At 57.3% G+C, this 14,454-nt stretch carries 11 protein-coding genes; 6 read left to right on the top strand and 5 right to left on the bottom strand.

Translation table 11 applies throughout. The annotated features are described in order from the left end of the window. Positions 1 to 78 precede the first annotated feature (78 nt). Complete coding sequence (locus tag PGR6_RS11495) at positions 79 to 3,228, bottom strand: efflux RND transporter permease subunit (RefSeq protein ID WP_064617142.1); 3,150 nt, start codon at positions 3,226 to 3,228, stop codon at positions 79 to 81. Then, positions 3,225 to 4,334, bottom strand: coding sequence for an efflux RND transporter periplasmic adaptor subunit (locus PGR6_RS11490; RefSeq protein WP_064617140.1), 1,110 nt, complete (start codon positions 4,332 to 4,334; stop codon positions 3,225 to 3,227). Before PGR6_RS11490 ends, PGR6_RS11495 begins: the two co-directional genes overlap by 4 nt. Before the next feature lie 220 nt (positions 4,335 to 4,554). Between PGR6_RS11490 and PGR6_RS11485 the strand changes: the two genes are divergently transcribed. Together PGR6_RS11485 and PGR6_RS11480 are read left to right on the top strand one after the other, a co-directional pair. Continuing rightward, positions 4,555 to 6,015 carry an efflux transporter outer membrane subunit gene (locus PGR6_RS11485; RefSeq protein WP_064617138.1) on the top strand — a complete coding sequence of 487 codons (1,461 nt, stop codon included), beginning with the start codon at positions 4,555 to 4,557 and terminating at the stop codon, positions 6,013 to 6,015. Positions 6,016 to 6,153: 138 nt separating this feature from the next. Continuing rightward, entirely contained in the window at positions 6,154 to 6,939 is a 786-nt protein-coding gene (locus PGR6_RS11480) for an SDR family NAD(P)-dependent oxidoreductase (RefSeq protein ID WP_064617137.1), read from the top strand. Between the two features lie 111 nt (positions 6,940 to 7,050). On the opposite strand, the gene PGR6_RS11475 is transcribed toward PGR6_RS11480, so the two are convergent. After that, positions 7,051 to 8,322 carry an OmpP1/FadL family transporter gene (locus PGR6_RS11475; RefSeq protein WP_064617136.1) on the bottom strand — a complete coding sequence of 424 codons (1,272 nt, stop codon included), beginning with the start codon at positions 8,320 to 8,322 and terminating at the stop codon, positions 7,051 to 7,053. 198 nt (positions 8,323 to 8,520) lie between these two features. After that, complete coding sequence (locus PGR6_RS11470) at positions 8,521 to 9,147, bottom strand: TetR/AcrR family transcriptional regulator (RefSeq protein ID WP_018927737.1); 627 nt, start codon at positions 9,145 to 9,147, stop codon at positions 8,521 to 8,523. 38 nt (positions 9,148 to 9,185) lie between these two features. On the opposite strand from PGR6_RS11470, the gene PGR6_RS29930 reads away from it, so the two are divergent. Both PGR6_RS29930 and PGR6_RS11465 read left to right on the top strand, forming a co-directional pair. Then, positions 9,186 to 9,527 (top strand): hypothetical protein, encoded by a 342-nt coding sequence (locus PGR6_RS29930; protein ID WP_156523286.1) that lies wholly within the window; start codon positions 9,186 to 9,188, stop codon positions 9,525 to 9,527. A gap of 6 nt (positions 9,528 to 9,533) precedes the next feature. Continuing rightward, the gene (locus PGR6_RS11465) at positions 9,534 to 10,709 is read left to right on the top strand and encodes a PAS domain-containing sensor histidine kinase (protein ID WP_064617134.1); all 1,176 of its coding nucleotides are present in this window, start codon (positions 9,534 to 9,536) and stop codon (positions 10,707 to 10,709) included. 481 nt (positions 10,710 to 11,190) lie between these two features. Here PGR6_RS11465 and PGR6_RS11460 read toward each other — a convergent pair whose 3' ends face one another. After that, entirely contained in the window at positions 11,191 to 12,117 is a 927-nt protein-coding gene (locus PGR6_RS11460) for an AraC family transcriptional regulator (protein WP_064621241.1), read from the bottom strand. 165 nt (positions 12,118 to 12,282) lie between these two features. Here PGR6_RS11460 and PGR6_RS11455 point away from each other — a divergent pair, with 165 nt between their 5' ends. Further along, positions 12,283 to 13,332, top strand: coding sequence for an NAD(P)-dependent alcohol dehydrogenase (locus tag PGR6_RS11455; protein WP_018927735.1), 1,050 nt, complete (start codon positions 12,283 to 12,285; stop codon positions 13,330 to 13,332). Positions 13,333 to 13,376: 44 nt separating this feature from the next. Further along, a complete protein-coding gene (locus PGR6_RS11450) occupies positions 13,377 to 14,399 on the top strand; it encodes an alpha/beta hydrolase (RefSeq protein WP_026331598.1) in 1,023 nt (340 codons plus the stop codon). The last annotated feature ends 55 nt before the right edge of the window (positions 14,400 to 14,454 follow it).

Here is a 14,454-nt window from a genome sequence, read left to right as displayed (position 1 = left end):
GTTGCGTCCCCTCGGCGGTTCGGTGTCAGGTAAACAGCCACGTCGACGCCCACTAAAGCAGCACGCTATGGCCTACGGCTAAAGCTCTGTGGTTTGGTGAACGTCGAGAGGACGAGGTGGCGTCCTATCCACCAGGCTTGCTTGCTTATTGGCGGGTTCAGTTTTCCCCGCATGGTCGGGACGGATCTTGAACCAGATGGAGTACATCGCTGGCAGGAACACCAGCGTCATGATGGTTCCGACGAACGTGCCTCCGATCAACGTGTAGGCCAGCGTCCCCCAGAAGACGGAGTGTGTCAGGGGAATGAATGCCAGGATCGCCGCCAGCGCTGTCAGCAGTACCGGGCGGGCACGTTGGACCGTGGCTTCGACCACCGCGTGAAACGGATCCAGCCCTTCTTGGGCGTTGTGATGGATTTGCCCAATCAGAATCAGCGTATTGCGCATCAAAATGCCTGAAAGGGCGATTAGACCGACTAAGGCGTTGATACCAAACGGCTGCTGGAAGATAAGCAGTGTCGGCACCACACCAATCAACCCCAGTGGCGAGGTGAGGAACACCATGACCATCGCCGAGATCGAACGTACCTGCAGAATAATGATCAGCAGCGTCATGGCAATCATGATCGGGAACAGCGGCAACATCGCTTTACCGGCTTTACCCGACTCCTCGATTGCACCCGCCTGCTCGATCCGGTACCCGTCAGGCAGCTTGTCGATGACCGGCTGCAGCTCTTTCATGATCACGCTCGAGACGTCCGGTGGCTGCAAGCCTTCGGCAATGTCGCCGCGCACGGTAATGGTCGGCGTGCGGTCACGACGTCGGAGGATCGGATCCTCCATACGAACATCGACCTCTCCCACCTGAGACAGCGGAATCCGCTGACCCGCCGAGCCTACCAGCGTAAATCCTTCTATCCTGGCGGGATCGAGCCGGATATCACCCGCTGCGCGACCGACCACCTGCACCGAACGAATGTCCTCACGAACCGCAGTGATCGGTACTCCGGCCAACAGGAATTGCAGTTGCTGCGCGACTGAGTTTGACGTCAACCCCACTGCCTCCAAGCGATCCTGATCCAGAGCGAAATGCAGCGTCGGCGTCAGTGGCCCCCAGTCAGTGTTGACGGTTCTCATCATCGGGCTCGACTGCATCACGTCCAGTACCTGGCCCGCGATCTCGCGCAATTTTGACGGATCAGGCCCCATCACCCGATAGGCAACAGGGAACGGCGAATATGGACCAAACACAAGCTGAGTCACCCTGACACGCGCTTCTGGGGCAAGTCCCTCAGCAGCGGCTTCGCGGAGACGGAACTTGAGGGCCTCGCGCTCCTCCTGGCTGTCCGTCAGCACCACAATCTTCGCGAACGATGGATCAGGGAGTTCCGGCGCCATCGCCAGATAGAAACGCGGCGCGCCTTGCCCGATATAAGCGGTGACGATTTTTGCCTCACCCTGCTTTTGCAGCCAGGCCTCTATCTTGGCAGTGGTGGCGCTGGTCTGCTCAATGGAGGTTCCATAAGGCATTTGCACTTCAATCAATACCTCTGGACGGTCCGAGGTAGGGAAGAACTGTTTCTTGACCAGGCTCATGCCGAGAATCGCCACGCCAAACATTGCGATAACAGTACCGGCTACCAGCCATTTGCGAGCGATGACACGCGTCAACACCTGACGGAAGCGGTTGTAATTTCGGGTGTTGTAGATGGCCGCATGACCACCCTCCACCTTCTTGATGTTCGGCAACATCTTCACACCCAGGTACGGGGTAAAAGCTACCGCAACCACCCAGGAGGCAATCAGGGCAATGCCCACGATCCAGAACATGTTGCTGGTGTACTCGCCGGCTGTCGACTGCGCGAAACCGTTGGGCATAAAGCCGATAGCCGTCACCAGCGTACCGGAAAGCATCGGCGCGGCTGTATGACTCCAGGCGTACGCGGAAGCTTTGATGCGGTCGTAGCCCTCTTCCATTTTCACCACCATCATTTCGATAGCAATGATGGCGTCGTCCACCAACAGTCCGAGCGCCAGAATCAACGAGCCAAGGGTGATACGGTCAAAGTTCTTTCCAGTGGCCGCCATCACCACAAACACCACCGCCAACGTCAACGGCACAGCCGCAGCGACCACAACGCCTACACGCCAGCCCATGCTGAGAAAGCAGACGAGCATCACCACAAGCAGCGCGACGAAAAACTTGACCATGAACTCGCCGACGGCCGAACTGATATTTACAGATTGATCGGTGACCTTGGAGAGCGTCATGCCCAACGGCATGCCTTCATTGATCTTGACCGTCTCCGCGTCCAGCGCCTTGCCCAGGTCAAGACCGTTCCAACCCTCACGCATCACGATCCCCAGCAACAAGGCCTCTTCACCGTTATTACGCACGAGAAAGGTTGCCGGATCTTCATAACCACGTTCGATCGTCGCCACGTCCGAGAGCTTCAGCGTCCGCCCCTGAACCGCAATGGGTGTGTCACGAATCTTCTGCACCTTATCGAAGGCGCCATCCAGCCGAAGAAAGACCTGCGGCCCGTCGCTTTCGATCGAACCGGCAGGCGTGAGCACGTTCTGATTATTCAGCGCGGCAAAGATGTCCTGAGGTGATACGCCCAAGGTGGCCAGCCGATCATGGGAAAAGGAAACAAAGATGCGCTCGGGTTGCTCCCCAATGATGTTGACCTTCTTCACGCCCGGCACATGCAACAGTTGTTGGCGCAACGACTCTGCATCACGTACCAACAGTCGCTGCGGTTCGCCTTTGGCTTTCAGGGCGAACAGTGCAAATGTCACGTCCGAAAACTCGTCGTTGACCATTGGCCCAATGACACCCGCCGGCAGCTTCCTGGCCTCATCGTCGAGCTTTTTACGCGCCTGATAGAACTCCTCCTGCACTTGCGCGGGCGGCGTGCTATCGCGCAGTGACACCATGGTGAAGGCGAGGCCAGGACGGGTGTAGGTTTCCGTGCGGTCGTACCATTTCAGTTCTTGCAGGCGCTTTTCAAGTGGCTCTGCTACCTGATCCTGCATCTCCTGCGCCGTGGCGCCCGGCCACGCGGTAATGACCGTCAACTGCTTGACCGTAAACGGAGGATCTTCCGCACGCCCCAGCTGGAAGAACGACAGGATGCCCGCAACGGCGATCAGGAAGATCAGAAACACCGTGATGGAGCGCTCGCGAACGGCGATCGCGGAGAGATTGAAGCGCCCCTCGCTCATGGATGACTCCCTGCGACCTTGACGCCATCCGGTTGAGCCAGCCTCACCTCCTCACCATCGCGCAGCAGATGCGCGCCTAACGCTACAATCTGCTCGCCGACCTTGAGATCGCCTGCGACTCGCGCTGCGTCGTCGCTCAAGCCCAGGACCTGAACAGATCGCCACGTCACTTTCGCCGGAGTACCGGCGATGACCCACACGCCAGTGCCTTGGCCTGGGTCATAAACGGCAGCGATCGGCACTTGTAGCCCCTGCCCTTGCGTGGCGCCTTCAGCGATCCGAAGCGTGACGGTCGAACCTAGCGGTGCATTGGCCAGCGCGCCCTCAAGCACATACCGCGCCTCGAAGGTGCGTGTCATTCGGTCGGCCGAGTCAGAAAGCAACCTCAGCTTCGCTGTAACAGCACCCGTGGTATTGCCATAAAGCGTCGCCTGCGCGGTGGATCCTGCTGTGGGGCGTAGCGTCTCGGGCAGATGCACGATGGCTTCACGTTGCCCTGCCCGCGCCAGTCGAACCACGGGCTGTCCCGGGCTGACGACTTGTCCGGGCTCGGCGAGCGTCTCCACCACTACGCCGTCGGAATCCGCAAACAGCACCGCATAACCAGAAGCATTGCGGGCTACATCAGCCTGCGCTTCAGCGGCGCTGAGCTGCGCCTTTGCGGTATCCGCTGCGGCTTTGATCTGGTCGTAAGCCGATGCGGAAATAGCGCCTGCGGCGACCAGATCGCGATATCGCGCCTCGTCATCTGCAGTCTGCTTGGCTCGGGCCCGAGCGGCGATGACCGACTCTTGCTGTGCTCGCGCCTGCAACCCCAGGTCGATTGGGTCGAGACGCATGAGTGGCTGACCGCGCTTAACGGTCTGACCGGTGTCAACCAGACGCTCAAGCACCTTGCCTGATACCCGGAAGCCCAGGTCGCCCTGGACGCGGGCAGCCACGACGCCCGTGAAAGAACGTGAGACGTCGGACGAACCCTGAACCGCAGAGGACCTCACCAGAGGGGCATGCGTGCGTGGATCTTCAACGGTGGATGAGTCGCCACACGCCGTCAGGACGAGAGGCAACAAGCAAGCGGCAATGGGGACAGGTCGAAGCCGGCGCATAGGTTCCCTTACTTAAACAAATAGGACTGGCGCTTCATTCTCAGTCTAGTGACTATATCTGTCAATGGTCACGAATCATGAAGTACTGCCCCCCATGATCCCAGCACTAGCGTTGCCGAATACTGCTGGCCAACCTCGAGCTCAGTCCAAAGAGCGTCGATTGACAGATAGTGACCATAACGTAATATGGTCACAAACATCCTCAATTGAAGGTACCTCAATGCCTCCCCTCCGCCCCATTGCTCTCTTGGTGAGTGCCAGCTTGATGACAGGTTGCGCGGTCGGTCCGGACTATCACCGTCCGGACGCCCCACTGTCGGACCATTACTTGGGGCAGTCTTCTGTCGAACAGAGGCCTGGGGCGACGCCGGCCAGTCTTGTCGCCTGGTGGGAAGGCTTTGGTGATCCGCTGTTAGCCGACTTCGTCTCCAAGGCACTTGAGCAGAACCTGGATCTGGCGCAGGCGTCGGCGCGAGTCACGCAGGCACGGGCCGGACTGGGCGCCGCAAATGCCGCTTTACTGCCCTCGGGGAACATCAGCGGACAGGCCGCGCGCTCCTACCAGTCAATCGAGACTCCGCTCGGTCAGGTGTTGAACTCAACGCCTGGCTATGACCGGTACGGAAGGTCCTACGAGGCCAACCAAGATGCCAGCTGGGAGGTAGATGTCTTTGGCGGATTGCGCCGCGGACGCGAGGCTGCTCTGGCCGAGTACCAGGCTTCCCAGGCGGGCGTCGCTGCCACACGATTGGCCGTCGCCGCGCAGACCGCCGATATCTACATCACTATTCGCGGACTGCAGACCCGGCTGGACATTGCGAACCGACAAGTCAAAACACAGCAGGAGCTACTAGAGAAAGTCCAGTTGCTCTACAGCAAGGGGCTCGCCGCCAACTATCAGGTTCGCCAGGCCGAAGGGGCGCTATCGCAGGTCCAGGCGACAGTGCCGGTCCTGCAGACCGGTCTCGATGCTGCTATGAATGCGCTGGATGTCATGCTCGGCTCGCCGCCAGGCACTCACCGCACACAACTGGCCAGTGCGGGGAGCATTCCTGTAGCGCCGCAGTTAAAGGCGATGGGAACGCCGGCCGATTTGCTGCGCCGCAGGCCAGACCTCATTGTGGCTGAGCGCCGTCTTGCGGCTTCAAACGCACGCATCGGGGAGGCGATTGCTGAGTACTACCCGAAATTCTCCCTCAGCGCATTGCTGGGTAGTGCTACGGCTGTATCCGCAGGCAATCTTTTCACCAGCGGCGCCAGCCAGTCAGCGGGCGTACTGGGCCTGCACTGGAGACTCTTCGACTTCGGTCGCATAAACGCCCAAATCGACCAAGCCAAGGGACAGGAAGCCGAAACCCTGGCCGCTTACCGTCAGTCCGTGCTGCGCGCCACCGAGGATGTCGAAAACGCGCTCTCCTCCCTGGTGAATCGGGAAGCTCAAGCAACCACCCTCACCGGGGGTGAGGCATCTCTGACACAGGCTCGCCAATCGTCGTTCATTGCCTATGAGAAAGGCACAGCCAGCCTGATCGACGTCCTGCACGCCGACGAGACGATGCTGCAGGCTTCCGATGCCCGGGCACAAGCACGAACGGAATCAGCACGGGCGGCGGTCGCGGCATTCAAGGCGCTCGGTGGTGGCTGGCAGCCTCCTGAAGCCCAGCCTGTTGCGACACGATGATTTAACCAGGTGACGTAGCACTTGATGCACGCACCTCCCCCCTCTTTCAGCTACTACCCAATCCGAGAGTGGGTTCGCTCACCGACTGACGCGGTCAGCAGCCAATTGCTCAATAGAAACCAACCGGAGTAAAGCGAAATGAAGTCGAACGAAAATTCCTGGGTGCTCATCACCGGCGCATCAAGCGGATTTGGCGAGGAGTTTGCCCGGCAATATGCAGCGCAGGGAAAATCGCTCGTTCTGGTAGCAAGAAGGCTGAGTAAGCTCGAAGCGCTATCGGCGCAGTTGCGCGAACGCTTCGGCGTTGATGTGATCGTCGAACAAGTAGACCTGTCCTCGATCCCGGCGATCATCGGACTGCATGAGCGACTCAGCGAACGCAATATAGTGATCGATGTGCTCATCAACAATGCGGGTCATGGATTGCAGGGGCCTTTCCTGGATCAACCTCTGGATGAGTCCCTGACCATGATTGATTTGGATATCGCCAGCCTGACAGCCCTGACACGCCTTTTCGCGGCCGACATGCGAGCCCGCAAACGTGGGCACATCCTGATGGTCGCCAGCTTGCTGTCCTTCCAGGGCGTGAAGAATTTCGCCGTTTACTCTGCCGCGAAAGCCTATGTTCTTCGCTTCTCTGATGCGCTTCATCGCGAACTGAAAAAAGACGGCGTCGTCGTTACCGCACTGTGCCCAGGAATGTCGGATACCGGATTTGCAGAAAGCGCCAAGCAAAAGATCACGCCGGTCTTGAAAAGGGTGATGATGCAGCCCCAACCCGTCGTACGTGCAGGAATCCGTGCGCTGCAAGCCGGACGCATGAGTGTGGTGCCGGGTTTTGGCAACAAGGCCATTACTGTCTTGACTTGGGCCACGCCTCGTCGGTTTCATCAGGGCCTTATGGCGCAGGTGATGGGAGTCTGAGGGGGCGACAAAGAGGCCTTTTACCTCAGGGGAAAGGCCCGAGATGTGCTCTTGACGGTCGGGAGGCAGCGCGTGCTCCCGACAGGACATTCATCGTGTAACAGCACTCAATTAGAAGCGGTAACTCACAGACGTACCGAGCCCGTTCGCACTGTTCTTGAATTTGGCACTGTATGCACCTCTGTTCGCTGAGGCGTCGTTGATCCGCACGCTCTCCTCCCATAGGTAGGAATAAGCAACATCGATCGTGACATTGTCCGCCGGAGTCCAGCCAGCACCGAAGCTGATAACCTTCCGGTCACCCGTAGGAATACGTGGTCCACGGTTGGTGTTGTTGGTGGGAGACTGGTCGACCGAGAAGCCTGCGCGAAGTACCCATTGGCTGTTCAATTTGTACGCCGTGCCGATAGCGTGAGCCCACGTATCATGCCAGTTCTGTTCTTCGGTAATAGTGCCCAGCGAGCCGCTCAACAAAGGGGGTAAACCCGTGTTCTCGATGGTTAATTCTTTAAAGCGACTCCAGCGTGTCCAGGTACTCCCCAAATATAGAGTCCAGTCATTATTGAGCTGATGAGTCACCGAGAAATCCACTGACTCTGGGGTATCCACATCCAGCGAAGCGTCATAACTCCGGCCGCTGACCCCCAACACGCTAAAGATGCCGTCGGTGACCTTGGTCTTGGCGTCCAAGTGGTAACTGACCTTGGAATGGTAAGTCATGCCCAAGCGAGTTCGGTCTGTAGCCTGCACCAGGATACCGGCGTTGAAACCGAGGGCCGTGTCATCGCCCGTGCTTTTGAGTTTTCCGTCATTGCGACCTGGGCTAAGTGGATTGGGCACCATCCCGGACAGCTCACCGGTGATGCGGTTGATGGTCGGACCGAACCCGATCGAAACTTTGTCGTTGAAGGCATAGCTGATGGTGGGCTGGAACGTAAGGGTCGTGACCTCACTTTTGTTGGCGTAGTAACGCCCGGCAAAACCGCTGCCATAGTCAGTCATCAGACCGAAAGGTACATAAAACCCTACACCGAACGCCCAATGCTCATCGATGGGTTTGACGTAGTAACCCATAGGCACTGTGGTGGTTGGCACCATGTCGCCGTCTTCCTGGCCTCCGAATGTACTGCGGGTTTGGCTTATGTCGGTCTTCGCGAATAGAGTCGCCGCGCCCACGCTGACCTGCTCTCTTTTCAATCGAGACATACCCGCCGGATTACCGAAGACCGTGCTCGCATCTTCAGCGGATGAGGAGCGCCCGGCAAACCCGGACCCCATCCCACTGACGCTTTGTTCATTGAGAGCGAAACCGCTTGCAAACACATTTGAAGATGCGAGCACGACAGCGAGGCCAAATGGGCTCTTGAGCAACATTTTTTTCATTGTTTGAACTCTATGGGATCACTGAGATGAAGCAGTAGAAGTAACGGCTCACCATATTTATTCATGTGACCAATTCAGTCAACGGTCACAATGCGAATAAATGAAATACCCTTCGACGACTGGAAGAAGGGCAAAGTGAAAAGCCGTTTTGGTGATGTGTCGCTTACACAGGCATGACGTAAAACCGTTAGCCGAAGGTCAAGGCATGAGGCTACGCAAAATGAGGTTGGCGGTGAGCGTGGGCGCCTCCTCGACATAATCGAGGTTGTACTGCAGGAGTAAAGGATTGACGAAAGGCCGCAAAGCCAGATGTATCGCTTCTACTGTTTCGTCCAGGGGAGTCTTGCGTTCAAATTCGCCGATCTCTCGCCCCTCCCGCACGATTTGCAACACGAAGCGTTTGATCTGTGCGTCATAAGCCTGCGTACTGGGCCAGCTTTCCGACGCCGCAAATGCTGCAATGTCATAGAGTTTTCGGTCGTTAAAGAACAGATTCACGCCTGTGGCGACCACAGTTTTGACCAATCGTCGAAAGCGTTCCGTCGGCGACAGGTCTTCTACATTGATCGCCTGCTCCACAGCCGCGACGATTTCTGCCAGACAATTTGCGCAGATGGCTTCACCGATCGCCTGCTTGGAATCAAAAAATTTGTAGATGTAGGCCTTGGAAAACCCAATGGCCCTGGCCAGGTCGGAAACCGTGGTTTTACCGTAGCCGTACTGACTGAAGTGTTCGTTGGCCGCCGCAACAATCTGGTCTCGAATGTCGTGATCGGCTGGGCCACGGGGGCTGGGCGAAGCTGAAGATATTGATGGCTGATTCATGGGAACAGCTTACTCACCCAATCGCCGACTGACAACTTGTGACCGATAAGATATCTAGTCACAAATCGGCCATTTTGAACGACTTTTCCAAGCGCCCACAAACTTCATCACTTGAGCCGGTCGACAGTGGCTGCCTTGAAGAGTTGCTGCTGCGCGACACACGACTGATTTATTGGAGAACATTATCTGATAGTCCTTCAGTGGTGAGTGCGGCCGCCCTTGACACCGTTAACGATCGGCTGTGGATTCAACCGGTCGATGCAACAGATTGGCTAACCCTCCGTATGTCGAGACCAAGCACTGCAAAAGGAGTAAATTTTGAGAGTCCTTGCCCAAGTGGTGTCTATAATTTTTCAGATATCGGCCCCATTGGTCAGTGAATACAAATGCCCGCAGATGACGACTCGCTGCCCGGTTCTGAAATTCTCTTCGATGCAGCTGATTGTGGCTTACTGCTTACCGCAGAAAATGGCCAGATCGCACAGGTCAACCTCACCTTCTGCCGCTGGATTGGCTACCGCAGGAGTGAGCTGGTCGGTCGTCACATCCAAGACCTGATGAGCCCTGAAGGGAGGACGTTTCACAGGACGTACTGGGCGCCCCTTATGCAAATCCAGGGCGTGATCGCTGATGTCAAATTCGATCTCGTTCACTACAACGGACATTCAATTCCGATGATGCTCAGCGCCGTCCGTTGTGAGAGTTCTGCTGGCATATTTCATGAAATGACGCTGTTCAAAGCCGAAGATCGGCAAAGATACGAGCGTGAGCTGCTCCATGCCCGAATGCTCGCAGAAAGACATTTGGCAAAACACCTCAAGGATCAACGGGTGATGGATATCACCCAAGACAAGCTGCGCATCACTTACGCCGCGGCGGAAGACCGGGCCCTGTTCGCCGAGCAGCTTATCGGGATTGTCAGTCACGACCTGCGCAACCCATTGTCGGCGATAAAAATGGCAACAGAACTGCTGGGCCGCAGGGAGATGGATGCTAAGCAGGCACAAATCCTTGGCCACATCACCCACTCCGCAGAGCGCGCGCAGCGCCTGGTGGCCGATCTGCTGGATTTCACCTTGACGCAGGTCGGGCGAGGTATCGCAGTTCTGCCCAAACCCGTCGATCTACACGAACTGGTGGCCGACTGTCTGGACGAGTTGAGTCTGGCGTTCCCCGGGCATGAATTGACCCACCTGCGTTATGGGCAAGGTGACTTTACTGCCGACAGTGATCGACTCTATCAGCTCATCGGCAACCTGGTCGCCAATGCAGTCGCCTACGGTGCTGCCGATAGCGGAGTCACCGTTTCTTCGCGCATCGAAGATCCAGCGGTCATTATTACAGTCCACAACCTTGGCACACCCATACCACCTGAGTTGCTCAAGGACCTGTTCGAACCGATGATCCGCGGCAGTCATGACAATGCTGAACTTAGAAGTGTCGGGCTGGGTTTGTTCATTGTTCGTGAGATCGCCAGGGCGCACCACGGCGACGTGGCTGTAACGTCTTCTCTAACGAGCGGAACAACATTCACTGCAACCTTTCCTCGCACCATAAATTAGCTTGGGTTGACCTTCGCTCAACCCCGTCGCCCTCCTTTGCTAGCCGGCGATAGCGTGGTGTGTTGCTTGCCAATCTGGTCCGCGAAGACTGGTGCCCTTCAACGACAAAACGCCTACCAGTTTACTGTTTGCCCGCAAATTGCCCAATCGCTCAGGCTGGGAAAACACTGGAGTAAGCCGAACGGGATGGTGTCCTGCAGCCACGGCGCGCTCCTTGAGCACATGCAAATTAGCCGAGGTTACTGCGAGGTGCCGTCGTCGAGACTGGTTCGGGGAACGTAACTGCGAACGAAGGTGTCATCTGTATAGGCACCGTGGTGTCGCAATCCTGTTGGGATAGAGAGGTGGTTTTCATGAACAATATTATCTACATCGTCGGGGCAGTTGTGATTGTCCTGGTTATTCTGTCGTTTGTCGGCCTTGTATAGCCTTAGCTGCCAGCTGAGAACCGTCCTGATGGCGCCTGCCTGACAGGGTGCATTTATGTTGCTACCTCCTGCCCTCGCAACATCGCAATATCCCGCTTGGGGGGTACGCCAAACAGACGGCTGTATTCGCGGCTGAACTGCGACGGGCTTTCATAGCCGACCTGGTAGGCTGCGCTTGATACTTCCTGATGCTCGTTGAGCATCAATCGCCTCGCCTCGTTCAATCGCAACCACTTCTGGTACTGCAACGGGCTCATCGAGGTGAGCTGGCGGAAGTGGTGATGAAAGGTGGGTGTGCTCATCTGCACTCGCGCCGCAAGTTCTTCGACGCGAAGCGCCGAGGCGTAATTCAACTTCAGCCAGTCGATGGCTTTTGCGATGCGATAACCCTGGCCATCGACCGAGGTAATCTGCCGCAACCTGGCGGCCTGATCACTCTTCAAGAGACGATAGTGAATCTCGCGCTGAATCAAGGGCGCAAGCACAGGGATGGCTTCGGGTTCATCGAGTAGCGCCAGCAAGCGCTCGAACGACGCCAACATGGCAGGCGTTACTGAACCAATCCCGACACCTTTCACCACTGATCGATCACGGGTTGGCGGCAAGTCACCCTGCACTATCAGCTCAGCCAGCATGCGCAGATCGAGCTTCAAAGTCAGCCCCAGGCATGGCTGCTCCGGGCTTGCCGCCAGCACCTCAGAATTGGCGGGCAAGTCCAATGAGGTGATCAGAAATCGCGACGTGTCATACGGGTAGCCCTCGCCACCTACCCACAGCTGTTTCTCCCCCTGGACGACGAGGATGATGCTTGGCTCGACCATGCAGACGACGGGCGGCGACGGATGTTCGCGCCTGAAAAAGCCCAGGCCCGCAATGGGCGTTCCGTAGTCACCTGGTTTCGGGATCTGCTCGCTAATGATCCGCGCAAGCGTTTCTTGTGGCGACAGGTGTTGAGCAGCGGTGTCGTGTTTGATCGTCATGTTCGCCTTGTACCTCATCGCTGAACTCTAACTCGCCCGCTCGTGACCGTCCTGCAAAAAAACAGAGACTCATAGAATCAGGCAAGTAATCCAGCGCAATGCGCTACAGGGAGTCTGGGCAGAGCCGGAAAATGTTCATCCGACAAAGCCATTGAGGACTCTCCCATGCTTGTACAAGCCTATGGTGCTCATGCGGGTGACAAGCCCCTTGAACCGTTGCAAATCATTCGCCGTACACCCGCCGCCCATGACGTTCAGATCGATATCGCCTTTTGCGGCATCTGCCATTCGGACTTGCACCAGGTGCGCGCCGAGTGGGCGGGCACGCAATTTCCCTGCGTACCGGGGCACGAAATTGTGGGTCGTGTATCGGCGGTCGGCGCGCATGTTGTGGATTTCAAAGTCGGCGATCTGGTCGGTGTCGGTTGCATCGTCGACAGCTGCAAACACTGTGAAGACTGTGCCACGGGGCTGGAAAACTATTGCGACGGCATGGTCGGCACCTACAACTTCCCGACCCCGGACGCACCTGGCTGGACGCTCGGCGGCTACTCACAAAACATCGTGGTGCATGAACGTTATGTTCTGCGTATCCGCCATCCCGAAGAACAACTGGCCGCCGTCGCACCACTGCTGTGTGCGGGCATCACCACCTATTCCCCACTCCGTCACTGGAACGCCGGGCCGGGCAAGAAAATCGGCGTGGTCGGCATTGGTGGCCTGGGCCACATGGGCATCAAGCTGGCCCACGCGATGGGCGCCCACGTCGTGGCGTTCACTACATCCGAATCCAAGCGCGAAGCGGCGAAGGAGTTGGGCGCTGACGAAGTGGTGGTATCGCGCAACGCTGAGGAGATGGCCGCGCATGCCAAGAGCTTCGACTTCATCCTCAACACCGTCGCAGCCCCCCACGATCTCGATGCCTTTCTGGTTCTACTCAAGCGCGATGGTGCGCTGACCCTGGTCGGTGCGCCCGCCTCGCCGCATCCATCGCCCAATGTGTTCAACCTGATCATGAAACGACGAACGATTGCCGGCTCGATGATCGGCGGTATCCCCGAGACGCAGGAGATGCTGGATTTCTGCGCCGAGCACGGCATCGTCGCCGACATCGAGTTGGTCCGGGTCGATCAGATCAACGAATCCTATGAGCGGATGCTCAAGGGCGACGTCAAGTATCGCTTCGTGATCGACAACGCCACATTGGCTGGCTAAGCGAAAGGCGCCAGCGAATAACCACTCATCAAAAGGACTATCCAGTGAAAGGCATTTTGCTTGCCCTAGGGCTGCTTGTTACCTCTTTTTCTTCAACGGGAGCCGATTTGTCGAACGGCGCGGACAACTTCTACAAAAGCGAAAAAGTGACGGTAGAAAAGGTCACCTTCAAGAATCAATACGGCATGAAGGTGGTGGGCAATCTGTTCATCCTGAAGAACCTCAATCCTCAATCGAAGAATGCCGCGATCATTGTCGGTCATCCAATGGGGGCAGTGAAGGAGCAGAGTGCAAACCTCTACGCCACAAAAATGGCCGAACAGGGATTTATCACACTGTCGCTGGACTTGTCCTTCTGGGGTGAAAGTGAGGGCACGCCTCGCCAGGCCGTTTCGCCTGATATCTACGCCGAAGACTTCAGTGCCGCCGTGGACTTTCTCGGCTCTCGCCCATTGGTCGATCGTGAACGTATCGGCGTCATCGGTATTTGCGGCAGTGGCAGCTTCGCCATCAGTGCGGCCAAGATCGATCCGCGCCTGAAGGCCATCGCCACCGTCAGCATGTACGACATGGGCGCCGCCAATCGTAATGGCCTCAAGCACAGTGTAACGATCGAACAACGCCAGCAAATCATTCGCGAAGCGGCGCAGCAGCGCAACGCCGAATTCTGGGGTGGCGAAGTCCGCTATACCAGCGGCTCACCACTGAAGCTAACCGGCAACGCCGTGGGTGACGAGTTCTACGATTTCTATCGCACACCGCGAGGTGAGGTCACCCCTGCCGGCGCATCGGCACAGACAACCACCATGCCGACGCTGACCAGCAACGTGAAATTCATGAACTTCTATCCGTTCAACGACATCGAGACGATCTCCCCTCGCCCACTGCTGTTCATTGCTGGCGCCCGGGCACACTCACTCGAGTTCAGTGAGGATGCCTACAAACGCGCGGCAGAACCTAAAGAACTGCTCATCATTCCAGATGCCGGCCATGTGGATCTTTACGACCGGGTCAACCTCATACCATTCGCCAAGTTGACCACGTTCTTCAAAAGCAACCTGAAGTAGCCTGAACAGAGCCCTGGCCGGGCATCCGTTCTCACGCGCGGCCTCGTTCCCGGGG

Origin of the sequence: Pseudomonas sp. GR 6-02 (genome assembly GCF_001655615.1) — a bacterium.
Lineage (GTDB): Bacteria > Pseudomonadota > Gammaproteobacteria > Pseudomonadales > Pseudomonadaceae > Aquipseudomonas.
The sequence above is the reverse complement of the archived record's forward strand: the minus strand, read 5'-3'. Positions and strand labels throughout refer to the sequence as shown.

Coding starts and splice junctions, on each gene's coding strand:
- PGR6_RS11495 (WP_064617142.1), bottom strand. CDS start 3,228: ATGAGCGAGGGGCGCTTCAATCTCTCCGCGATCGCCGTTCGCGAGCGC.
- PGR6_RS11490 (WP_064617140.1), bottom strand. CDS start 4,334: ATGCGCCGGCTTCGACCTGTCCCCATTGCCGCTTGCTTGTTGCCTCTC.
- PGR6_RS11485 (WP_064617138.1), top strand. CDS start 4,555: ATGCCTCCCCTCCGCCCCATTGCTCTCTTGGTGAGTGCCAGCTTGATG.
- PGR6_RS11480 (WP_064617137.1), top strand. CDS start 6,154: ATGAAGTCGAACGAAAATTCCTGGGTGCTCATCACCGGCGCATCAAGC.
- PGR6_RS11475 (WP_064617136.1), bottom strand. CDS start 8,322: ATGAAAAAAATGTTGCTCAAGAGCCCATTTGGCCTCGCTGTCGTGCTC.
- PGR6_RS11470 (WP_018927737.1), bottom strand. CDS start 9,147: ATGAATCAGCCATCAATATCTTCAGCTTCGCCCAGCCCCCGTGGCCCA.
- PGR6_RS11465 (WP_064617134.1), top strand. CDS start 9,534: ATGCCCGCAGATGACGACTCGCTGCCCGGTTCTGAAATTCTCTTCGAT.
- PGR6_RS11460 (WP_064621241.1), bottom strand. CDS start 12,117: ATGACGATCAAACACGACACCGCTGCTCAACACCTGTCGCCACAAGAA.
- PGR6_RS11455 (WP_018927735.1), top strand. CDS start 12,283: ATGCTTGTACAAGCCTATGGTGCTCATGCGGGTGACAAGCCCCTTGAA.